This is a genomic window from Parazoarcus sp. PS-13 R2A (assembly GCF_057621855.1).
Genome location: NZ_JBYEXN010000003.1, coordinates 301,068 through 323,344 on the forward strand (window position 1 = coordinate 301,068; position 22,277 = coordinate 323,344).

Here is a 22,277-nt window from a genome sequence, read left to right on the forward strand (position 1 = left end):
GTGTCTTCATGGCACGCCCCGTCTGTTTTTCCTGCCCGGGAGGTCAGTCATGAATGCCGCCAGTTCCACAGCCAGCCCTGTGACCCGTGAGGCCGCGCTGCGCATCGCGCTTGCCGCGCGTGCTTTACCCGACGTCAAGGTGTCCGCGTTCGTGCGTTCCCTTGGTGACCGGCTCGGTACCCCAGTGACCGAAGCCAAGCTTGCCCGTATGACCGTGGCCGATATCAAGGCCATGCTGCAGGGGGACGAGATCGTCGACCCTGGCGTTGACGCGAGTGCGCTCAAGTCTGCCGTGCGCTACCTGTGGGGAGAGGGGATCGACGATGGCGCGCCCGTACCTGATGCCGATGCGCCTGCTGGCGAGGGCCTGTTACGGGTCGCGGTGGCTTCGAATTCAGGGGAGATGCTCGACGGGCACTTCGGCTCCTGCAGCCGTTTCCTGATCTATCTGGTGTCCGAGACCGGGATCTTCCTGTCCGAGGTTCGCTCAACGCGGGTGACCGATGATGCCGAAGACCGCAACGTCGCGCGCGCCGAACTGATCGGGGACTGTCATCTTGCGTACATGCAGTCGATCGGCGGCCCGGCGGCAGCGAAAGTCGTCCGTGCGGGGATTCATCCGGTGAAGTATCCGGTCGGTGGTGCTGCGCGTGAGGTCCTTGCGCAGTTGCAGGGGACGCTGCAGAGTCCGCCACCATGGCTTGCCAAGCTGCTTGGCAGAGCGCCTTCCAGTTTGCAGCGCTATATGCCAGGCGCGGAGCTTGACGCATGATTACCGAAGCCATTCTGGCCAAAGCTGCCGCGCTCGTCGCCCAAGAGGGGCTCGGTGATGCCTGTGTGAGCGTATTGCGCAAGGAATGGCCAGGTCTGCGTTTCGTCGCCTGTTCCGAAGACGATATTCCGGCCCGTTTGTCTCCCGCATTTGAGGCGGATGGATTCAATCTCTATCTCGTCGGCGGCGGCGAGCATTGTCTTGCGCTCTCGCAGGATGCAGATTCGGCCATCGGGATTGTCGTCGCCAGCGTCGAAGACTGACGCGCAAGCAAGCTCGCCGATTCACGAGGGGTTCCGCCAAAGCGAGAATTAACAGTTCGCGCGAAGCGGCAGTGTGTGCCGCGCAAAGCAACAAGCACCTGAATCACAACCGGACATGCGTTCCGGTTGTGATCTCCGTTTACGCGTCGCTGATCAGCCGCGCGGCGGCAGAAAGATCTCGGCCTCGCCTGCCAGCACCTCGGTGCTCCCTACTGTGCACACCGTGTTGAAAACGGCGCGTCGCTTCTCAGGCTTCAGCGCCGTGAGCGTCACGCGTGCGACCACGGTATCGCCGACCTTGACGGGCGCCTTGAACTTCAGGGTCTGGGACAGATAGATGCAGCCCGGTCCTGGCAGACGCGTGCCGAAAACCGTCGAAATGAAGGCTGCAGACAGCATCCCGTGTGCAATCCGGCCACCGAACATGGTGCTGGCCGCAAACTCTGCGTCAAGGTGCACCGGATTTGTATCGCCTGATACGCCTGCAAACATGAGGATGTCTGCGTCGGTTACGGTTCGGGAGACGGCGGCGGTCATGCCCTCCTTGAGGTCCTCATAGCTGTAACCATACATCTCCGAAAAGTCACGAACTTCGTTAGCCATTGATTTCTCCTGGAAGTGAGCGGAAAGGGGTCTGAATCGTCGTTCGGTGGCTCAAGCATATCCTATGTGTAGCCCGGCAGAGCGCGCCTGCAGCCTGACTGCTGTCATTTTTTGCTGCACAGCGGGAATGCAATACGCCTGTGCTAATATCCTGACGGCGAAAAATAACCAAGTATGAAAATCAATATAAAACAGTTAATTATGACTTTTTCGCTGCTCGAGAAGGCGCCGCAGGTGCGGTTCGTGACCGGTTTAACGGGCGTGTCTGGAGTGATCCGCTATCGTATCTGCAGGGATACGCACGGCTGCATGTGATGTGCATCCTTGGCGCAAGAGCATTCAACGACTGGTTTGAAGGAAAAATCATGCTGAAGGTATTCAGCCACTATTTCCCGTCACATACGCTGCAACAGATCCTGCTTGATGCCCTGCTGCTGTTTGTTGCAGTCGTGCTCGCAGTGACCTTCCAGGCGCACGCAGAGACCGTCGATTGGGAGGTCGTGATTCCTTCGGCCCTGAGTTTCGCATTTTTGATGGTTGCGTTGAATTCGGCAATGGGTTTGTATCGACCCGCGGCACAGTATTCGCATCGTGCCGCCATTGCGAGGGTCTTGCTGTCGGTGCTGGTCAGTCTCCCTGTCGCTTACGGCGTTTTTCGCTGGCTCCCATGGTCGGGGTTCAATTCTGGCGCGATGCAGGCATCGGTTCTGCTCATGCTGGGGGTTGTGCTGTCGATGAGGGCCTTGGTCAATCGCCGTCAGGCATCCTCCTTGTTCGCCCCCCGGGTCCTGATTCTAGGGACTGGCCCCGACGCCTTGGCAGTTCAGCGCGCGCTTGCCTGCCCGGCCCAAGGCGGCATGGAGATTGTCGGTTTCTTTTCAGGCGGCGGTGACGATCCTGTTGAGGTCGATCCGCGGAAAGTGCTGTCAGGCTCCGGGCTCGTTGAGGTCGTACGCAAGCTCCGGGTCAATGAGGTGATCGTTGCCGTGCGTGAGCGCAGGGGCGGCGTGCTTCCTCTGCGCGAACTGCTCGATTGCAAGCTCGATGGTGTGCGGGTGTTTGACCTGTCTTCCTTCTTCGAGCGCGTGCAAGGGCAGGTGAGGGTGGATTCCCTGCGTGCCAGCTGGCTGATCTACGGTGACGGATTCAGGCAGAGTCTTGGGCGAGCCCTGATCAAGCGTTGCTTCGACCTTTTTGCCGCAACGGTGCTGCTGTTGCTGGCGGCGCCTATCATGCTGATCACGGCGTTGCTGATCCTGTTTGAAGATGGCGGCCCGATTTTCTATCGGCAGGAGCGTGTTGGTCTGGGGGGCAAGACCTTCAAGGTGACCAAGTTCCGTAGCATGCGCACGGATGCGGAGAAGGATGGCAAGCCCAGATGGGCAGCGTCGAACGACGATCGCGCAACACGCGTGGGGAGCATTATCAGAAAGCTGCGCATCGACGAACTGCCGCAACTGCTAAACGTGCTGGTGGGAGAGATGAGTCTGGTCGGCCCGAGGCCTGAGCGCCCCTATTTCGTCGATCAGCTGGCACAAGAGATTCCGTTCTACGGCGTTCGGCACTGCGTGAAGCCAGGGGTGACAGGTTGGGCGCAGGTGCGGTATCAGTATGGCTCCTCGGTTGACGATGCAATCCAGAAGCTGCAGTACGATTTGTACTATGTCAAGAACCATACACTGGTGCTCGATACGCTTGTTCTCTTCGAAACGGTTCGGGTCGTGCTGACCGGAGAAGGCGCACATTGAGGTTTCGCGTGCTTTTCTGAGCGGGCCCCTCTTTGCGCCGCGGGGACTGACTGTCGGGTGCCAGCGCAGGGAGTGAGTATTGGCTGATTTCGCGGTGTGGGGCTATGGTCTGACGGCCCTCGTGTATTTCGTGTTTGGCGTCTATCTCTACGCTGCCTGGCGCGGGGCTCCCAAGGGGGGGCTCCTGCTCGTCGCCGTAGTGGTATCGTTTGCTTGGGCGCTGGTGTCTGCCTCATATGCACGCAATCAGGCTGGCTGGCTGTTTCAGCTTGCCCTCGTGCTTGACGTTTTCCGTTCAGCTTGCTGGTTCGCGTTTCTGCTGATTCTGCTGAAGCCGCTTATCCCGTCAAGTGTCAGATGGCCTGCCGGCGTCGCTGCATTGGTTATCGGCGCCCAACTTCTTAGCGTCCTTCTGTCAGGCTTCGAGCTTCTTTCTCCCGAAGCAGCCTCCCGGTTTGCCATTTCCGCAGCGCTTGCGTCTGCCGTGTTCGGACTGGTGCTGGTTGAACAGCTTTACCGAGGCATGCCCCGCGAGTCGCGCTGGGGGCTCAAGCCGCTTTGCCTTGGCCTCAGTGCCAGTTACATGTTCGAGCTCTACCTGTTTGCGGAAGGCTTCCTTTTCGGCCGGCTCGATCCCGATGTCTGGGCCGTGCGTGGCGTGGCTCACGCCCTGGTGGTGCCCTTGATTGCACTGTCGGGCGCGAGGACTTCCTCGTGGTCGCTGAGGATGGCGATGTCTCGGGAGGCGGTGTTTCATTCGACCGCGTTGGCTGTTGCCGGGCTGTACTTGCTGGCGGTTGCAGGTGCGGGGTACTACGTCCGTTACTTCGGTGGCGACTGGGGGCGTGCGCTCCAGGCTGCCCTTCTGTTTGCCGCGTTGCTGTTGCTGGCCATTTTCTTCTTCTCGGGCGCCCAGCGTGCACGAATGCGGGTACTGATCAACAAGCACCTGTTTCCTTATCGTTATGACTATCGCAATGAGTGGCTCAGGTTTACCCAGGCTCTGTCGTCGGCCGATGGGAAGCTCGATCTCGGTGAGTCAGTGATCAAGGCCTTGTCGGATCTGGTGGAGAGTCCGGGGGGAAGCCTGTGGCTGAGGGGGGCGGATGGGCGAGTTTCAGTCCACTCTAGGTTGAATCAGCCCCAGGTGGATGTTTCCGAACCGCCAGACTCTCCATTCCTGCGGTTCCTTGATGAGCGCGAGTGGGTGGTCAATCTTGAAGAGTATCGCTCCAGTCCGGCCGTGTACAAGGGGCTTGTGCTGCCGGAGTGGCTTGCGCTGTTTCCTGACGCCTGGTTGCTGATTCCGCTTAAGAGTGGCGGGAATCTGGCGGGATTCCTCGTTCTGAGCGCACCCAGAGCGCGTTTCGATGTCGATTGGGAGGTGCTGGACCTGCTCAAGACCGCACAGCGTCAGGCCGCGAGTTATCTGGCGCGGATGCAGTCAGCGGAGGCCTTGCTCGAAGCGCGGAAGTTCGAGTCGTTCAATCGCATGTCGGCCTTCGTGGTTCACGACCTGAAGAACCTCGTTGCCCAGCTCTCGTTGATGCTGAAAAACGCTGAGCGCCACCGTCACAATCCCGAGTTTCAGGATGACATGCTGGAAACCGTGGCGCATGTTGAAGCGCGCATGCGAGGGCTGATGGCGCAATTGCAGGAGAAGCGCTCGATCGACCCGACGCGAACCGTTGCCTTGCCATCGACACTGGAAGCGATCTGTCGCCGTCGCCGAACTCAGCTACCCATGGTCGAACTGATGCTTCCACCTGCTGGTGACTGGTCGGTTGGCGCCCATCCTGAGCGACTCGAGCGAGTTATTGGTCATATCGTGCAAAATGCACTTGAGGCGACTTCGGAGGATGGTAAGGTGATAGTACGTCTGGATGCCGACGATGACGATCGAATCCGGATTGTCGTGCAGGATACCGGGCGCGGCATGTCAGAGGCTTTTCTTCGCGACCGCCTTGCCCGTCCTTTCGAAACCACCAAGTCGAGCGGTATGGGAATCGGCGTCTACGAGACCCGGCAGTACATCAGGGAGTTGGGTGGTGATGTCCATTTCGAAAGCGAGGAGGGCGTCGGCACCTGCGTCACCATAGTCTTGCCGCGGATGGTCCGGGGCAGTTTGATTGAAGATCAGGGAGTGGTCAGTCAGCATGGCCGAGAAGCAGCGAACCTTACTGATCGTTGAAGACGATCCAGCCCTGCAGAAGCAGATGCGCTGGGCGTTCGACGGTTTCGAGACGGTTGTGGCCAGCGACCGGGAGAGCGCGATTGCGCAGTTGCGTCGCCATGAGCCCGCTGTCGTGACCATGGACCTTGGTCTGCCTCCTGCCCCCGATGATGTGTCTGAAGGCTTTGCGCTTCTGGCGGAGATGCTGGCGCTGGCGCCCGACACCAAGGTCATCGTGCTCACAGGGCAGCACGATCGTGAGAATGCTGTGCGTGCGGTGGGAATGGGGGCATACGATTTCTTCGGTAAGCCCTTCGAGCCCGAGTTGCTCGCGCTGACCATCGAGCGCGCGTTTCGGCTTCATGACCTTCAGGCGGAGAATACGCGGCTGCGCGAGAGTCAGACGGGGCCGCTCTCCGGCCTGCTGACGCGCGATCCCGGGATGCTGAAGGTCTGCAGGATGATTGAGAAGGTTGCGTCTGCCGCTGTCACGGTTGCGCTGCTCGGAGAAAGCGGTACCGGTAAGGAAGTGCTTGCCCGCGGCCTGCATACGATGTCGCCGCGTGCCAAGGAGCGTTTTGTAGCGATCAACTGCGCTGCGATTCCCGAGAACCTGCTCGAAAGCGAGCTTTTCGGTTACGAGAAAGGGGCGTTTACGGGCGCAGCAAAGCAGACACCGGGCAAGATCGAAACCGCTCACAAAGGCACACTCTTTCTCGACGAAATTGGCGACCTGCCAATGCCGTTGCAGGCGAAACTCCTGCGCTTTCTACAGGAACGGGTCATTGAGCGCATCGGTGGACGCCAGGAGATCCCGGTCGATGTGCGCGTCGTCTGTGCGACTCATCGTGATCTGAAGGCTCAGATCGAGGCCGGGCTGTTTCGCGAGGATCTCTACTACCGACTTGCCGAGATCGTGGTCGATATCCCGCCGCTGCGAGCGCGCGAAGGGGATGCGATTCTGCTCGCACATGCTTTCGTCCAGCGCTTTGCCGCCGAGAATGGTCGCGGAAGCATGCATCTCGCAGAGGATGCGATTCCCGCACTTGAGGCTCATGCATGGCCTGGAAACGTGCGGGAGCTTGAGAATTGCCTGAAGCGCGCGGTGATCATGGCTGACGGCAACCGGATCACGGCCGAGGATCTTGGCCTGGAGAGCGCAGATGAAGACCTTGAGATGCTCAATCTCAGGCAGGTCAGAGATGAGGCGGAGCGTCGGGCGGTGGTGCGCGTCATCGCCCGTACCAATGGCAACATCGCAAAGGCAGCTGAAGTGCTCGGCGTAAGTCGGCCCTCGCTTTACGATCTCATGAATCGTTTCGGATTGAAGAAGGAGAATTGATCTTGTCGAAGACGCGTAGTAGCCGGAGTCACTCCACATGGCCGGCGCATGCCCGCAGCGCTGTCACCGTGCTGGTATCCGCTGTCCTGCTGGCAGGGTGCGGCGACAGCCCCGAGGCGATGCTCGAGTCGGCGAAGGGCTATATTGCAAAAGATGATTTGAATGCGGCGGTCATCCAGCTCAAGAACGCGCTGCAGGAGGATGGGAGTCTGGCCGAAGGGCGCTATCTGCTCGGCAAAATCAACCTTGAGCAAGGGGACATGCTGGGGGCAGTGAAGGAGTTCGAGCGCGCGCTGCAATACGGTTATGCGAACGAGAAGGTGACGCCTATGCTCGCACGGGCGTTGCTGGGCTCTGCCGAGGTCGACCGAGTGCTGAAGGAGTTTGGCGCTACGACGTTGAATGACAACAGAGCGCAGGCTGAACTGCTTGGTGTTCTGGGGGATGCTCACCTGGCCAAGGCAGACGTGCAGAAGGCACGTAAGGCGTTTGAGAGCGCGCTTGAGTTGAATCCTGAAGACGATCTCGCCCGCGTCGGGCTTGGGCGTGCCAAGCTCTTTTCCGGAGACGCGGCTGGCGCGCTCGCGGAGGCTGAGTCGGTGATTGCGCGCCGGGCGGATCTGGCTGAGGCGCAGGTCTTGCTTGCAGACGTGATGATGGTGCAAGGCAATCAGGAGGCGGCCGTTGCCGCGCTCAAGGCGGCAGTCAAGGCGAAACCGGATTCGGTCAGCCACAATTTCGCCTTGGTGTCGCTCATGCTCAGGCAGAACGATTTTGAAGGTGCTGCAATCCAGCTGGAGGCAATGAAGAAGATTGCTCCCAAGCATCCGTCAACGAGATACGTGCAGGCGTTTCTTGATTTCCGTAACGGTCGCCTGCCCGAGGCGCGTGATGAAATTCTGGAAGTGGTGAAGAACGTGCCGGAGTTCCTTCCTGCACGGTTGTTGGCGGGCTCGGTACTGGTTCGCATGAATGAGCATACACAGGCAAGGCCGCATCTATCCATGGTCGTGGCTCGAGCGCCAAGGCAAACGCTCGCTCGCAGGCTGCTTGCAGCATCTCACCTTGCAACGGGCGAAGCGTCTCGTGCGCTCGAGATCATTCAACCCCTGCTGGCCTCGCAGGATCAGGATGCCGCATTGGCTGGTCTTGTCGGCCAGATCTACCTGGCGATGGGGGACTACGAGCGGGCTGAGGTCTTCCTCGCGAGATCGGCGCAAGGGACTCCCGACGACGCTCGTGCACGGACACGTCTCGGGGTGGCCCGCCTTGCTGGGGGCGACGTGGCGCGCGCATATGCCGATCTAGAGGCGGCTTCTGCGCTTGATGAAAGCTCCGGGCAGGCAGACCTTGCATTGATTCTTGCGCACATGCGCAGGAGTGAGTTTGACCGAGCGCTCGATGCCCAGAAAGTTCTGGAGCAGAAACAGCCGAATAGTGCGCAGACATATAACTTGAAGGGCGGAATCCTTCTTGCGAAACGCGATGTTGCCGGTGCGCGTCTCGCCTTTGACAAAGCGCTTGAGCTTCAACCCGGCTTTCTCGCTGCCGCCATCAATCTTGGGCGCCTGGATCTTGCTGAAAAGAAGCCTGAGGTAGCGAAGGCGCGCTTCGAGCGCATCATCAAGGCCACTCCGGAGAATGTCGAGGCATGGTTGGCCTATGCCGACCTTCAAAGTGCAACCGGGTCAGATCCGAAGGAGGTCCTGACCAGTCTCGAGCGCGCCGCGGCCGCCGGCCCGGGACTGCTGCCACCTCAACTTGCGCTGATTCAACATTTCCTGAGGGTGCGCGAGCCGGCGAAGGCCATGACGATCGCCTTGCAGGCGTCGACTGCGCACGCTTCCGATCCGCGTGCGATCGAAGCGCTAGCACGTGCGCAGATGGCTGCAGGGGAGACGCAGCAAGCCATCGCCTCGTTGAACAAGCTGAGCAGCTTCGCACCACGGTCTCCGGGGCCTTTGGTATTACTGTCGGATGCACAGCGGCAGGGTAAGGATGACAGCGCGGCGGAGCAGAGTCTGCTCAAGGCCCTCGCGCTGAAGCCGGACTTGCTTGAGGCACAGCAACGGCTGTTTGCGATTCAGGCATCTCGTGGTGACCGGGACGCAGCCTTGCAAACGGCGAAGACGGTTCAGAAGCAGCAGCCGACTGTTGCTGCCGGATATGTGCTCGAGGGTGATGTGCTTGTCAGCAGCGGAAGATGGGCAGAGGCTGCCGCTGCCTACCGCAAGGCCATGGATCGCGGCAAGAGCGGCGAGTTGGTGAACAAGCTTCATTCCGCGTTAATGCGAAGCTCCCGCAAGGCCGAAGCCGACAAGGTGATGAACGACTGGCTGAATAGCGAGCCAAACGATCTTGTTGCACGCGGGTACATGGCTGAACGTGCGCTCGGCGAGAAACGCTATGGTGACGCCTTGCAGTTGTTCCGTGCGATGAATGAGCTTTCTCCCGGCAATGCCCTGATTCTGAATAATCTTGCGTGGACCGCTGCAGCAGCCAAGGATGGGCAGGCATTGACGTATGCCGAACAGGCGCTGTCGGCGGCGCCGGGCAATCCTGTGGTGCTCGATACGATCGGGATGATTCAGGTTGACGCCGGGCAGATCGAGAAAGGCGTGGCCAACCTTGAGCGTGCCGTATCCCTTGCGCCGGATATCGCAACGCTGCGATTGAATCTGGCAAAAACCTACGCCAGGCTTGACCGCAAGGCTGATGCGAAGAAGATGCTGCAGGCTTTGTTGCCCAAGCTGGAAGCTGGTTCGCCTATCCAGGCAGAGGCGGCGGAGTTGCTTAAGACGCTTTGAACAGCATGTTCCTGGAAGTCGGGGCTTCGATGAGTGTAATGCCTGCCCATAGACCCAGGCGCCTGTCTCGCTTGATGCTTCAGCGCTGAATTTTTTGATTTGATCAAGGAAACAGTTCAATGAGTACGATCGCCGTTATTGGCCTGGGCTACGTTGGTTTGCCCCTGGCCGTTGAGTTCGGAAAGAAGTTCCGCACGCTGGGTTTCGACCTGTCGGAAGAGAAGGTGGCGGCCTATCGTGATTTTGTGGACCCCACGGGCGAGGTATCGTCGGAAGATCTGCGCGCGGCAACTCAGCTGAGCTGCCACACCGACCCTGCCGTCCTCAAGGATGCGGATTTCATTATCGTCGCGGTGCCGACCCCGGTCGATGAAGCGCATCAGCCGGACTTCACGCCTCTGGTGAAATCGTCCCAGACTGTCGGACGAAACCTCAAGCCTGGCGCTATCGTCGTATACGAGTCGACGGTGTATCCGGGGGCGACCGAGGAGGTCTGCATTCCGATCCTTGAGCGCGAGTCAGGATTGAAGTGGAAGGAGGGCTTCTTTGTTGGTTATTCGCCTGAGCGGATCAACCCGGGTGACAAGGAACGTACGGTCACCAAGATCGTGAAGGTCGTCTCTGGCGATACCGCGGAGACGCTCGCGACGGTCAGCAAGGTGTACGGCGAGGTGATCACGGCTGGCGTCTATCCCGCCAGTTCGATCAAGGTCGCAGAGGCGGCGAAAGTCATCGAAAACACCCAGCGTGACCTCAACATTGCGCTGATGAACGAGCTGTCGCTGATCTTTCACAAGATCGGGATCGATACGCTCGAGGTGCTCAAGGCCGCCGGCACGAAGTGGAACTTCCTTCCGTTCCGGCCGGGCCTTGTCGGCGGCCACTGCATCGGCGTCGACCCCTACTATCTGACGCACAAGGCAGACATGCTCGGCTATCACCCCCAGGTGATCCTGGCCGGTCGCAGGATCAACGACGGGATGGGCAAGTTCGTCGCAGAGCAGACCGTCAAGGAGATGATTGGCGCAGGTTCCAGCATCAAGGGGGCGGATGTCATCGTGCTTGGATTGACCTTCAAGGAAAACTGCCCGGACTTGCGCAACAGCAAGGTCATCGATGTCATTCGTGAGCTGCAGAGCTATGGTTGCAAGGTCTACGTGCATGACGCCGTTGCCGAGTCTGATGAGGCCTTGCACGAGTACGGTGTCAGCCTGACTGAATGGGACGATCTCCCGCAGGCGCAGGCCATTGTCGCAGCGGTGTCGCACAGCCAATATCTGCAGATGCCGGTCGAGCGCATTCTGGAAAAGCTGGTTCCGGGTGGCGTATTCACCGACGTCAAGTCTGCCTATGATCTGGATGCGCTGAAGTCCGCCGGCGCGCGGGTTTGGCGGCTCTGATGTTCCTCGCGCCAGGCGTGATGCCGAACCTGTCGGTCTGGCGCCGGTTGAGCAGGTGGGGGCTGTTCTCCGCCTGCTTGATGATGAACAGTGTCTCCCCAGCGCATGCGGCGCCGGAGGACGAGGTTGCTTTGGCGTTTGCCCGTCAGGCGCGCTATCTGGCAGAGCAGGCATTGAGTTACGAGCATGGGGAAGGTGTGCGCAGCGACCCCGAGCACGCTGCGGTGCTCTATTGCGAATCGGCCCGTCTCGGCGACCCCGAGGCGATGTATGCCCTTGGCTGGATGTACGCCAATGCACGCGGTGTCGCCCGCAACGATGAGTATGCAGGGACCCTTTTTGCGATGGCTGCCTTCCTTGGCAATGCACATGCAGAAAAAATGACGCGCTATACGGGTGACTACACCGGCGCCGTGCCCGACTGTCTGCATCCGCCGGCAAGCACGCTGCTCGCCGAGTGGCCCGCCGATGAACTGATTGCAGCGATGTCGGGAGACCGGCAACGGATTGCCCGCTTGCTGGTGGAGCATGCGCCGCGTTACGGCATCCGGCCGCGCTTTGCGCTTGCCATTGCGCTCGCCGAGTCGAATCTGAATCCTTCGGCCTTGTCGCCGAAGAACGCAATGGGCGTGATGCAGCTCATTCCGGAGACAGCAGAGCGCTTCAACGTGCGCAAACCGCTCGACCCGGAAGAGAACATCAAGGGGGGGCTGGCGTATCTACGCTGGTTGCTTGCCTACTTCGAAGGCGACATTGCGTTGGTGGCGGCCGGCTACAATGCGGGAGAGGGCGCTGTCGAGCGCTATCGCGGCGTACCGCCCTATCGCGAGACCCAGAAATACGTCGAACGCATCCTCGCGTTCGTGCGCAATCGTCAGCACCCATACGACAGCAGTGTCGTTGCGCCCAGTTCGGCAATCTCCACCTTTCGTCTGGCCGCGCAAAAGGAGCAGGACTCATGACTGGTTTGCTTTTGCCCGTTCTGTCTCGTGCCGCACGCATTCTGGGCTGTGGTTTTGCCCTGATCCTGGCTCTGCCGGTCGCTGCAGGGCTGATCGAGACCGTGCCGCACATCAAGGAGTCGGTGGTCGCCGTAGGCACTTACCAGCAGACCCGGAGTCCCCCCTTCCGTTTTCTCGGGACAGGTTTTGCGGTTGGCAATGGGCGCCTGATTGCAACCAATGCGCACGTTATCCCCGACGTGGTTTCGGAGGATCAGTTCGAAATGCTCGTTGTTGTGCTGCCCGGAGACGAGCAGACACGTGGCGTAAGACGGGTTACACGGGTTGCGGTCGACCCGGAGCGCGATCTTGCGGTGCTGCGTCTTGATGCGGGAAATTCGCTCCCGCCTCTGACGCTTTCGGGTAACGGCGGCGCGCAGGAAGGGCAGTCAATCGCCTTCACCGGCTTTCCAATCGGGAATGCACTGGGCATGACGCCGGTCACGCATCGCGGGATCATTTCTGCGCTCACGCCGATCGGGATTCCACAGGGCAACGCGCGTGATCTGAACCCTGCCCTGGTGAGGCGGCTGGCAGGCGGTGCCTTTCGTGTGTATCAGCTTGACGCTACCGCATACCCGGGAAACAGCGGCAGCCCGGTGTTCGATCCCGATTCAGGAGAAGTGCTCGGCGTCGTCAACATGGTGTTCGTGAAGACGACGAAGGAAAATATTTTGAGCAGCCCCTCGGGCATCAGCTATGCGATTCCCGTCAAATACCTGGCGAACCTGATCGAAGGCCTGAACTGAGGTCATCAAGCCTGATGGGCGTTGGTCTCCTCGGCGGGAATCGAACCCACATTTGCCGCTTAGGAGGCGGCTGTTCTATCCATTGAACTACAAGGAGGCCGGCCGGCATTCTATCCGGTTGGCGCCGCTGTTCAAAGCGGCGATTGGGGCGGCGGCGTCTTTTCTCCGTCCGGGGTTCGGTTGTTTTCGGCAGATGAAGTCGTTTTCGAAGGGGGCTGGCGCGTTTGCGGTCCTGCGTCAGTCCGCTGAGCCGTGCCATTCCGTCGTGGCGCGATGAAAAGATCCTTGGGCCGAAACAGCATGCGCCGCAGCACCAGAGTGCTTAGTGTCCTGCCCTGTGCGAAGGTGATGCGCCGTGCCCGCATGGCGACATACAGCGTGAGCGTGAAGCTCACCGCAAGGTTGACCACGCCAATCAGCAAGACCCCGCCGAGCGCGAGGCTCAGTACATGCGTCGGAAGGGTGAAGTCGAACGCTGCAATGGCGTAGCCGGCATAGGCCGAGGAAAACGCGATATGGCGGATATCCATCGGCAGCCCGAAAAGCACTCCGAGGGCCGTGGCGCCGCCAAGCAGAAAGCCGAAGAAGAAGTTGCCTGCGAGCGCCCCCAGATTGTTCTCCACATAGCGTGATACGCGTGCCATGCGTGCTTCGCCGAGGAGTCGCCGTGGCCAGCGCAACTGCAGCAGGCGCTGCGGAACCCGGTTGTATGCTGACAGGTTGTCGTAATAGCCCGAGATCAGGCCGGACAGGAACAGACAGACGCCTGCGACGGCGGCAAAGAACAGGGTGCTGCCACGCGGGGCTGCTTCATCAAGGAGGGCTGCGGCCTTGGTCGTGTCGATGAACTGTGTGCCCGTGAGCTCCAGGATGGCGAGCGAAAGCCCGATCGCGACCGGCACGGCGATGCAGACGTTGCCCAGAATCGCCGCGCCCTGGCTGCGGATGGTCCGGATGATGAGGTCGGCGAGGTTGTCCAGGCTTCGCGTCTTACCCCGGGTTTCACCGATCGATGCCGCAATTGCATTCGCCGTCATCGCAGGTTGTTTGGTTGCGACGGTGCCGCCGAGCATGTGGATGAGTACGAAACCGAGGCCATAGTTGAGGCAGAAGCCCAGGAGCTCGTTCAGGGGGGCAAAGTCCTGGCGGTCAATCAGAACCTTGAGAGCGGCCATCAGGGCGATGATGAAACCGCCGAGCGCCGCTGAACGCAGTAGTTCGAAATGCTCGCGCAGATTCGAGGCGATGTAGCGCTCACCAGTCTTGCTTGCGCTCTCGGTCATGCGCAGGGACAGGAGTTCGACGTTCTTCCCCCAGTAGTCGGAGAGGCGGTTCTTGCGGCATTCGGCATGCACCAGGCGCTTGAACAGTCGTACTGCGCGCGGGAGCAGGGGCATCAGCAGCCGTGAAGCGTAGAGATCGTGCAAGAGTCCGAGCAACTCACCGATCCGCTCAAGGTGCTGTCGCAGTCGCTCGAGCTTGAAGGTCAGGGTCAGGCTCGTGCCCCGGCGCATGGCTCGTCTGCGGATGCGCAGCAGGACTTCGGCGCATTGGTCGAGCATGACCGTGAGGTGATCCGAGTCATCAATCGGCGTGTCCGGCGCGCTCCACCACGTCTTGTAGTGACGAAGGTAACGGACGATTTCCGCATTCTGGGCGAGAAATGGCGACTCGACTTCTTCCAGTTTCGGGTCCACCCGCACCAGTTCGGGGTCGAGTCCGATAGCCGAAACGTGGTACGACAGCATGCGCAGCGCTTCGAGAATCTCGGTGACCGCCATCGGCGCCTTGTGCCCGGGACTGGCGGGAATCGCATCCCCCTCCGGGGCGAGCAAGGCATGGATGAAATCGATCCAGGTTTCATCGGCAATCGCATTCACCCAGACTTCGTCGTCGTGACGATGAAAAACAACCGACAGCACATCCTTCATGTAGGCTGTGTCGACAACGTCGGGCAGCAACTTGTCCGAGATGCGCCGGCCGGTTTCCGAGAAGAAGCCCGTCGACGGCAGCAGGCCCGACGAAACGTAGAGTGAAACCTGCTTGCGCTCCATGAACAGACGCAGGAAAGCCGAGCGCAAGGGGCGCCTCAACTCGTCTCGACGCGCGAGGATGTGCGTCAGCGAGCGCAAGGCCTCACTGGCCGTTTCATGACGGCTGGCGTGCGGCGGGCGAATGCTGTCGACCAGTTCCACCCAGATTCGGGTCTGGTCCGCCTCCGTGGCGGCGCGTTCGGCAAGTCGTGAAAGCAGTGTGTTCACCCGGTGTCTTCCCCGTATCCTTACACTGGTCGGCTGTCCAAATGTTGCGCTGCATTATGCGGCTTTGTGTCCGCGAAGGGTGCAGCCCGTTAAGATCCCTTTCTCTTTCCAGAATTCGCCACAGTCGAGCACGCCATGCCACTTCTATCTGTCGACAACGCCTGTCTTGCCTTCGGTCACGTCGACCTGCTCGCTCACGCCGAGTTTCAGCTTGATGCCGGAGAGCGCGTTGCGCTCATCGGCCGTAACGGTTCGGGTAAATCCAGCCTGCTTCGCGCACTGGCAGGCCAGTCAACGCTTGATGACGGCACTGTGTGGCGCCAGTCCGGGCTGACGGTTGCCTATGTACCCCAGGAGGCGGATTTTCCGCTCGATCGCGATGTCTTTGCCACCGTCGCAGACGGGCTTGGCGATGCCGCACAACTGCTGGTCGATTACCATGCGGCCATGGTCGCGGTGTCCGACCACGGCGATGCTGACGCCCTGTCCCGGCTCGATGCGTTGCAACATGCGATTGAAGCCGCCGATGGTTGGCGCCTGAGCCAGCGCGTCGATCAGATGCTCGGACTGTTGGCACTGCCGGGTGAGGCCCTGGTGTCGAGCCTGTCGGGTGGCGGTATCAAGCGTGTTGCGCTTGCCCGCGCCCTGGTGGCAGAACCCGACCTGCTGTTGCTCGACGAACCCACCAACCATCTCGACCTCGACGGCATCCTCTGGCTCGAAGGGCTGATCCGGGATTTTCGCGGTGCGGTGATGCTGATTACCCACGACCGGGTGTTTCTCGACAATGTGGCAACCCGCATCGCGGAACTGGACCGGGGCAAGCTCGCGAGCTATCCCGGCCGCTTCCAGGACTATCTGCGGCGTAAGGCCGAGGAACTCGAGTCCGAGTCCAAGGCCAATGCGCGCTTCGACAAGATGCTGGCGCAGGAAGAGGTCTGGATTCGCAAGGGCGTGGAGGCCCGGCGCACGCGTAATGAAGGCCGCGTTCGGCGGCTGGAAGCGCTGCGCAGGGAGCGCGTGGCGCGCCGGGATCGCCTCGGCAACGTCAATCTGGCGGTCGACCGTGGCGAGAAAAGCGGGCAGATGGTCGCAGAGCTGACCAATGTGACCAAGGCCTATGGCGACCGCGTGGTGGTGCGTGATTTCTCCACCCGCATCATGCGCGGCGACCGGATTGGTTTTATCGGCCCCAATGGTGCGGGCAAGACGACCTTGCTCAAGCTCATTCTGGGCGAGATCGAGCCGGACGAGGGCAGTATCCGGAGTGGCACCCGGCTCACCGTGGCCTATTTCGACCAGTTGCGCGCCCAGCTCGATCCGGAGCTGCCCCTGACCGAGGTCATCAGCCCGGGATCGGATTTCATCGAGATTGGCGGCGAGCGCAAGCATGTGATCGGCTATCTTGGCGATTTCCTGTTCGCGCCTCAGCGTGCGCGTTCGCCCGTCAAGTCGCTGTCGGGGGGCGAGCGCAACCGCCTGTTGCTGGCCCGCCTGTTTGCACGGCCTGCCAACGTGATGGTGCTGGACGAGCCGACCAACGATCTTGATATCGAAACCCTCGATCTGCTCGAAGACCTGCTTGCAAGCTATGACGGCACGCTGTTTCTGGTCAGCCACGACCGCGCCTTTCTCGACAACGTGGTCACACAGGTGATCGCGGCAGAAGGGGATGGTCACTGGGGCGAGTATGCAGGCGGTTACGCTGAATGGCAGCGGGTGCAGGCCGAGCGCGAAGCGCAGCGAGTCGCCGCGCAGCGCACGCAGGCGAGCGCAAGCAAGGCGGTGGCGGCAGATAAACCAGTGGCTAAGCGTGCCGACAAGCTGTCGTTCAACGAGAAGCGCGAGCTTGAGAGTCTGCCCGACAGAATCGCAAAGCTTGAGGCCGAGCAGGCCTCAGTGCAGGCCAGGCTCGCCGATCCGGGCCTGTACCAGCGTGCACCGCAGGAGGTGGCCCAGCTCAGCGCCCGTCTGGATGAGATCGAAGGCGAGATTGATGCCGCGATGTTGCGTTGGGAGGCCCTCGAGAGTCGCGGCGCTGGCTAGATTGAGGCCGGCCTGGAGGGCTGTAATCCGAGCAGCCCAGGCCTTTTCAGAAGACGCCGATCTGGTGAAGCCAGGCCGTGGCCCCCGCCGCGCCCAGAAAGACCGCGAGGTGAAAGATCGACCACCGGCGGTAGCGGCGTGCGAGGGCTTGAGGGTCAAGGTCGGAGATCAGGTACAGGCGTTGCTGGGGTTTTCGTATAACGTGCGCTTCCGGCGCAGTGAGGATTTCGTCGCGCTGGCGCAGCACCTCGCGTCTGGCCTGCGCACGGGCGAGTTCCCACTCCTGAAGGTCGATGCTGCCATTGCCATCGAGGTCGAAGCGCTTGAGGAGTTCGGGCTGGTTTGACTTCCAGTGCGCGAGCAGTTCGCGCACCTGGCGGGAGATGTCCAGATCCGGCGAGATACTGCCAAGCGTGAAGAAATCACCCAGCACGTAAACCGGGTCATTCTTGAGCAATGACCACTGGATCTGGCGCAGGTCGCCACGTTCGCTGACGTCGCGACGACGCACGAGCATCTCCGCGCCTTCCGGATCGACTGCACAGACGCCGGAACCATCGTCGAGGAGAAACGAGGCGTCGCTCTCACGCGTCTCCGCATGGCGCCATTTTCCGTCACTGGTCTTGCGATAAACGGAGAGCCGGTACCAGAGCAGGGGCAGACCGTTGAGCGGGGACAGTACTGGCGTGCCGTCCAGAGGGTGACCGCGTCCGCGCAGTTCGGTATAGCCCTGGGCCGCCGAGGCGATGCGTGACGTGGGCGTGTCGAGAATGAGCCGCGCATGCCGGACCGAGCGCAACCAGCCGAAAAGCCCCGTCGCCAGCAAGAGGGCGAGCGCGAGCACGCTACCCCAGCCGGTGTCGGCACGAAGTGCAAAAACGATCAGCGCGAGCTGGGCAAACGGAAGCGCAGCATTGAAGCCGTCGCGGCGCAGGCGAACCAGCATGCGTCAGCGCGTTGCAGGGAAGGGCGACCCGTTCTCAGGCACCGAACAAGGCCTTCATGTCCACGTCGGCCTTTTCGGCTGTCGCAAACTCGAGCAGGGGCTGGGCGACGAACTGGCATAGCCTGGCAACGAACAGGTCCGGAAACTGTTCGATCCGGATGTTGTGGACATTGACCGATTCGTTGTAGAGCTCGCGACGGTCTGCAATGGCGTTCTCGAGTGCCGTGATGCGGGTCTGCAGTTGCATGAAATGCTCGTTGGCCTTCAGTTCCGGATAGGCCTCGGCAACGGCGAAGATCTGACCGAGCCCCATCCGCAACATTCCCTCTGCTGCGCCAAGGGCGGCGACATCGTGCTTTTCGCGAGCGCTGGAGACGCGCGCACGTGCCTCGGTCACGCGGGCGAGGGTTTCCTGCTCGAACTGTTTGTACTGGCGGCAGACTTCCACCAGCTTGGGGAGTTCATCGTGGCGCTGCTTGAGCAGCACATCAATGTTGGCCCACGCTTTGGCCACGTTGTGTTTGAGCTGCACCAGGCCGTTGTACACGACGATGCCATAAAGCAGGGCGATGACCGCCCCGCCGAGAAAGACTGCACTCATTACACTCATGCATCGGCCCCCAATATATCCATGCTCGCATATCTTGTACTCGCCATGTTAACGCAAGTGCCGGCATGTGACGTGCGTGCTGGTGCATGAATCCTGCATCTGCGCCTTGGGGCCTGGCGCTCAGGTGCCTGCTGCGGGGGCGGCTGCCGATGCGCGACGGCTGCGAACTGCCTTGGCAGGACTGCGCAGGAATGGGCTGCTGCGTCTGTTCTGGTTGCGATCCGGTCGCTCAGGCATCGGGCGGCAGAAAGCGGGAGAAGGCCGAATCGGGGGCGTTGAGTCGGCGCAGCAGGGCGTCGGGTGCAATATGCAGCAAGGCGCAGATGTCGGCGATGTCGTCGGGTAGCGCATCGTCCTCCCAGCCATGTGCCAGGTGGCGGGTGACGTCTGCAGCAAGCGTGATCGTGCGCACCCGGGGGTGGTCGCTGCGGCTTTCGTCGAGCAGGTGTATAAGGAGTTCAGGCATTTTCCAGGCATGCACCAGCGCGAGCTGAATGTCGCGGGCGGAGACGCCGAACACCTGGCGCTGGGCGTCCGAACTGCGCAGCGTGTGATCGGCCTCCTGCAGCGCATAGGCTTGTTGCGTGAGTGTCGGTGCGAAAATCCAGCACACGATATCGGTGGCCTGGCGCAGCAGCGCTGCGACGGTGATCTCGTCCACGTCGAGGTCGTGCCGGATGACGGCCCAGTCACGCGCAAGCTTGGCGGCCTTGCGGGCTCGACCGATGACCTTGAGCACGCCGATCAGTGCCTTGGGGTGTGCTGAGAGCGTCTCCTCCACCGTTGTCAGTTCCCGGAAGGTTTCAAAGAACGGTGTGATGCCCATCATGATGATGGCGCGATCGATCGTGGTGATATCGTGATTCTGCGAACGTCGCCGGTGCTGCTCCAGATGGGAAAGCAGCTTCATCGTCATCAATGGATCGCCCAGCACGACGCTCGCGACACGCTTGCCGCTCACGCTGTCGATCTCCTCCCGCATTGCGTCGAATTCGCGCACGGTATGACGCAGAACCGGCAACTGCTGATGGGAGAAGAACTCCACGTAGTCGTCGACAGCAGGAAGTGCGTGAGTCAGAAAAGCCATGTCGTCGTCCGCCCGGAGATCATTGGTTTGATTATCGACCGGCCCGGTCGCAAATTAAAGGGGATCCGCATCGTGCTGCCGAAAAGGGCAGGCCTCCGCTTTTCGTTATAATCAGATCAGAATAACAGCGGACGCCGGCTATCCTTGGCGACTTTCCGCTTGACCGCTACGGAGACAGCCCGGATGAACGCTTTCAAGGCTTACGTAATCACGCAGGACGAGAACCGCAAAGCCGGTGGCGCGCTGACGACGCTTGCGCCCGATGCGCTGGATGCGGGTGAGGTGCTGATCAGGGTTCATTACTCCAGCATCAACTACAAGGACGCACTGGCGGCTACCGGGACGGGCAAGATCATTCGTCGTTTTCCCTGTGTAGGCGGTATCGACATGTCGGGCGAGGTGGTCGAAAGTGCCGATCCCCGCTTCGCTGCGGGCGACAAGGTGATCGCAACCAGTTTCGATATCGGTGTTGCGCATCACGGTGGTTACGCAGAATACGCGCGCGTGCCGGCAGCCTGGGTTGTCCCGCTGCCTGCGGGTCTCGATCTCTTCGAGGCCATGGCGCTTGGGACGGCCGGGTTTACCGCCGCGCTGGGCGTGGTGCGCATGGAAGACAACGGGCTGGCGCCTGCCAATGGCCCGGTCGTCGTCACCGGTGCAACGGGAGGCGTTGGCGGCCTGGCCATCGACATGCTGGCGCAACTTGGCTATCACGTGGTTGCGCTGACCGGGAAAGCCGCCGAGCGTGAGTACCTCACCGGCCTGGGTGCGGCCGAGATCCTGTTGCGAAGCGACGTCGATTTCGACAAGACGCGTCCGCTCGAAGCCGCGCAGTGGGCCGGCGCAGTAGACAACGTCGGCGGTCAGGTGCTGCACTGGGTTCTGGCCACGATGAAGCAGGCGGGTACGGTGGCGAGCATCGGCAACGCGGCGAGCTTCAACATCAATACCACCGTGTTTCCGTTCATTCTGCGTGGTGTCAGCCTGCTTGGCATCGACTCGGGCTACATGGGCTTTCCGACGCGCCAGCGCGTGTGGGATCGTCTGGCGGGCGACCTCAAACCGCAGCACCTTGCCGAAGTCACCCGTATGATTGATCTCGATGAACTGCCCGATGCATTCGGTGCCTTCATCGAGGGGCGGGTGAAGGGGCGGACCGTCGTTCGCGTCGGCGCCTGAGACCCTGAAAGCGAGCCGACCATGAGCGATGACGAAAGCCTGCCGATGACAAAGGTGCTGGTTGTCGACGATTCGCGCATGGTGCGGGCGACGATTACCAAGCATATTCGCGGCCGCTTTGATGTCCGCGACGAAGCCGATGGCGAGGCGGGCTGGGAGGCCTTGCTGGTGGATCCGGCAATACAGGTGGTGCTGACCGATATCGGCATGCCGCGTCTGGACGGCTTTGGCCTGCTGGAGCGTATTCGCGGGTCGCGGGTCCAGCGGGTTCAGGACCTCCCCGTCATCATCATTTCGGGCGACGAGGACGACGAGGCGAGGGACAAGGCGCTCAGGCTCGGTGCAAACGACTTCGTGGCAAAGGGCGCCAGCAGCGTCGAGTTGCTGGCACGACTGGATTCGCTCGTCCGCCATGCACGCACCCGGCGTGAGCTCGATGAAAGTCGTGCCGCACTCGCCACACAGAGTCCGCTCGATCCCGTGTCCGGCCTGGCCACGGCCTCCTACCTCAGTCACCATGCCGAGCAGGAAATGGCACTTGCGCGTCGGCATCGGGCCGACATCTCGGTCATGGTGATTGATATCGATCACTACGAGCAGCTGGGCGAGTGGCATGGTTCACATGTCGCCGAGCTGATCACACGCAAGCTGTCCAAGATCCTGTCCACCAAGGTGCGCAAGGAGGACACTGTCTCGCAGCTGGCGCCATCGCGCTTTGCTGTCCTGTCACCCAGCACGGACCTTATGGGGTGCTGCGCCTTTGCCCTGCGGCTGCAGCGTGCAATGGAAAAGCTGGTGATGACCTACCGCGACGAGCGGATTCGCATCAGTGTCACGATCGGTGTTTCCAGTTCTGCGGTCGACGGAATGCAGACAGTGGAACACCTGATCGAAACAGCGGCCAAACGGGTGCAGCGCGGCGTCGTCGCGGGCGGCAACCGGGTGGTCGGTGATCAGGGAGAAGTCGATCAGGCCATGGTCGACCGTCATTTGAAGCAGGCAATCAGCATCGACCATGCCCTGCTTCAACTCCGGGTCGGAGCCGCCGACGAGGTGGCTGAGCGACTGCCGGATGTCATTGCCACACTGCTTCCCCTGCTCGAGTTAATGGAGTCCCGGCTGCAATGCGGGCTTCCGCTCGAACAGCTCAAACAATACGACAAGGGGCGCGTGTCCGGCAGTGATGATACGGAGGGAACCCAAACCTCCGTGTGAGTTGTATCCGTGCCGTATTGCCGGCTTCTTTCGGTGGACGGCATGTCATTTGCAAGTACAGGGAAAATACAAGGG

Annotated in this window: 17 protein-coding genes and 1 tRNA gene; 12 read left to right on the forward strand and 6 right to left on the reverse strand. The window is 61.0% G+C overall.

Annotated elements, in window-relative coordinates; all coding sequences use genetic code 11:
• Positions 1-49: 49 nt before the first annotated feature.
• Together AC22G6_RS05280 and AC22G6_RS05285 are read left to right on the forward strand one after the other, a co-directional pair.
• Entirely contained in the window at positions 50-772 is a 723-nt protein-coding gene (locus AC22G6_RS05280; protein ID WP_108971170.1) for a dinitrogenase iron-molybdenum cofactor biosynthesis protein, read from the forward strand.
• On the forward strand, positions 769-1,035 hold the full coding sequence (locus tag AC22G6_RS05285) for a DUF6129 family protein (RefSeq protein WP_487365901.1): 267 nt from the start codon (positions 769-771) through the stop codon (positions 1,033-1,035). The genes AC22G6_RS05280 and AC22G6_RS05285 overlap by 4 nt, the downstream gene beginning before the upstream one ends.
• Before the next feature lie 153 nt (positions 1,036-1,188).
• Here the strand turns inward: AC22G6_RS05285 and AC22G6_RS05290 are convergent, their stop codons facing one another.
• Entirely contained in the window at positions 1,189-1,638 is a 450-nt protein-coding gene (locus AC22G6_RS05290) for a MaoC family dehydratase (RefSeq protein ID WP_108949284.1), read from the reverse strand.
• A gap of 365 nt (positions 1,639-2,003) precedes the next feature.
• Between AC22G6_RS05290 and AC22G6_RS05295 the strand changes: the two genes are divergently transcribed.
• From AC22G6_RS05295 to AC22G6_RS05325, 7 genes are all read left to right on the forward strand, one after another.
• On the forward strand, positions 2,004-3,386 hold the full coding sequence (locus AC22G6_RS05295) for a TIGR03013 family XrtA/PEP-CTERM system glycosyltransferase (RefSeq protein ID WP_487365902.1): 1,383 nt from the start codon (positions 2,004-2,006) through the stop codon (positions 3,384-3,386).
• Between the two features lie 79 nt (positions 3,387-3,465).
• Complete coding sequence (prsK, locus tag AC22G6_RS05300) at positions 3,466-5,577, forward strand: XrtA/PEP-CTERM system histidine kinase PrsK (RefSeq protein ID WP_487365903.1); 2,112 nt, start codon at positions 3,466-3,468, stop codon at positions 5,575-5,577.
• Positions 5,543-6,901 (forward strand): PEP-CTERM-box response regulator transcription factor, encoded by a 1,359-nt coding sequence (gene prsR / locus AC22G6_RS05305; RefSeq protein WP_487365904.1) that lies wholly within the window; start codon positions 5,543-5,545, stop codon positions 6,899-6,901. The genes prsK and prsR overlap by 35 nt, the downstream gene beginning before the upstream one ends.
• A 2-nt stretch (positions 6,902-6,903) precedes the next feature.
• Complete coding sequence (prsT, locus tag AC22G6_RS05310) at positions 6,904-9,708, forward strand: XrtA/PEP-CTERM system TPR-repeat protein PrsT (RefSeq protein WP_487365905.1); 2,805 nt, start codon at positions 6,904-6,906, stop codon at positions 9,706-9,708.
• A gap of 119 nt (positions 9,709-9,827) precedes the next feature.
• Positions 9,828-11,108 carry a nucleotide sugar dehydrogenase gene (locus AC22G6_RS05315; protein ID WP_487365906.1) on the forward strand — a complete coding sequence of 427 codons (1,281 nt, stop codon included), beginning with the start codon at positions 9,828-9,830 and terminating at the stop codon, positions 11,106-11,108.
• Between the two features lie 80 nt (positions 11,109-11,188).
• Positions 11,189-12,070 (forward strand): lytic transglycosylase domain-containing protein, encoded by an 882-nt coding sequence (locus tag AC22G6_RS05320; RefSeq protein ID WP_487365932.1) that lies wholly within the window; start codon positions 11,189-11,191, stop codon positions 12,068-12,070.
• Positions 12,067-12,858, forward strand: a complete 792-nt coding sequence (locus tag AC22G6_RS05325; RefSeq protein ID WP_487365907.1) for a S1 family peptidase — start codon at positions 12,067-12,069, stop codon at positions 12,856-12,858. The genes AC22G6_RS05320 and AC22G6_RS05325 overlap by 4 nt, the downstream gene beginning before the upstream one ends.
• A 22-nt stretch (positions 12,859-12,880) precedes the next feature.
• On the opposite strand, the gene AC22G6_RS05330 is transcribed toward AC22G6_RS05325, so the two are convergent.
• Positions 12,881-12,955, reverse strand: a tRNA-Arg gene (locus AC22G6_RS05330).
• A 34-nt stretch (positions 12,956-12,989) separates the two neighbouring features.
• Positions 12,990-15,119, reverse strand: a complete 2,130-nt coding sequence (locus AC22G6_RS05335; RefSeq protein ID WP_487365908.1) for a site-specific recombinase — start codon at positions 15,117-15,119, stop codon at positions 12,990-12,992.
• A gap of 135 nt (positions 15,120-15,254) precedes the next feature.
• Here AC22G6_RS05335 and AC22G6_RS05340 point away from each other — a divergent pair, with 135 nt between their 5' ends.
• Positions 15,255-17,165: an ATP-binding cassette domain-containing protein gene (locus tag AC22G6_RS05340; protein ID WP_487365909.1), complete on the forward strand. Its 1,911-nt coding sequence runs from the start codon at positions 15,255-15,257 to the stop codon at positions 17,163-17,165.
• A gap of 46 nt (positions 17,166-17,211) precedes the next feature.
• Here the strand turns inward: AC22G6_RS05340 and AC22G6_RS05345 are convergent, their stop codons facing one another.
• The 3 genes from AC22G6_RS05345 to AC22G6_RS05355 all read right to left on the reverse strand — a co-directional run bounded on the left by AC22G6_RS05345 (position 17,212) and on the right by AC22G6_RS05355 (position 19,808).
• Positions 17,212-18,111: a hypothetical protein gene (locus AC22G6_RS05345; RefSeq protein ID WP_108949278.1), complete on the reverse strand. Its 900-nt coding sequence runs from the start codon at positions 18,109-18,111 to the stop codon at positions 17,212-17,214.
• Positions 18,112-18,145: 34 nt separating this feature from the next.
• The gene (locus AC22G6_RS05350; RefSeq protein ID WP_108949277.1) at positions 18,146-18,721 is read right to left on the reverse strand and encodes a LemA family protein; all 576 of its coding nucleotides are present in this window, start codon (positions 18,719-18,721) and stop codon (positions 18,146-18,148) included.
• Between the two features lie 229 nt (positions 18,722-18,950).
• Positions 18,951-19,808, reverse strand: coding sequence for an HDOD domain-containing protein (locus tag AC22G6_RS05355; RefSeq protein ID WP_108949276.1), 858 nt, complete (start codon positions 19,806-19,808; stop codon positions 18,951-18,953).
• Positions 19,809-19,991: 183 nt separating this feature from the next.
• On the opposite strand from AC22G6_RS05355, the gene AC22G6_RS05360 reads away from it, so the two are divergent.
• The gene (locus AC22G6_RS05360) at positions 19,992-20,987 is read left to right on the forward strand and encodes an oxidoreductase (protein ID WP_487365910.1); all 996 of its coding nucleotides are present in this window, start codon (positions 19,992-19,994) and stop codon (positions 20,985-20,987) included.
• A gap of 21 nt (positions 20,988-21,008) precedes the next feature.
• Positions 21,009-22,202, forward strand: a complete 1,194-nt coding sequence (locus AC22G6_RS05365; protein ID WP_487365911.1) for a GGDEF domain-containing response regulator — start codon at positions 21,009-21,011, stop codon at positions 22,200-22,202.
• Positions 22,203-22,277 lie beyond the last annotated feature (75 nt).